Source organism: Streptomyces sp. URMC 126, assembly GCF_051386555.1.
In the GTDB taxonomy this organism is placed as follows: domain Bacteria; phylum Actinomycetota; class Actinomycetes; order Streptomycetales; family Streptomycetaceae; genus Streptomyces.
Genome location: NZ_JBPQTX010000844.1, coordinates 1 through 276 on the forward strand (window position 1 = coordinate 1; position 276 = coordinate 276).

Sequence of the window (276 nt, forward strand, 5' to 3'; positions counted from 1 at the left end):
GCTCATCGCAGCGGGTCACCGGGATTTCGGCGAGAACCGGATGCAGGAAGTGCAGGCCAAGTGGCCGGCAATGAAGGCACGCTACCCCGATGTCCGGCTGCATTGCATCGGCCAGCTGCAGTCGAACAAGGCGGACGCCGCGGTCGAATCGTTCGACGTCATCCACTCGCTCGACCGCGCCTCGCTCCTCCAGGCCTTGGTGACGGCGGGTGAGAGGGCTGGACATCTCCCGCAGGCCTATGTGCAGGTGAACATTGGCGAAGAGCAGCAGAAGGG

1 pseudogene is annotated in these 276 nt (G+C 64.5%); it reads left to right on the forward strand.

The annotated features are described in order from the left end of the window. Positions 1-276 (forward strand): annotated as a pseudogene (locus ACSNOK_RS34175) (YggS family pyridoxal phosphate-dependent enzyme); the annotation flags it as partial.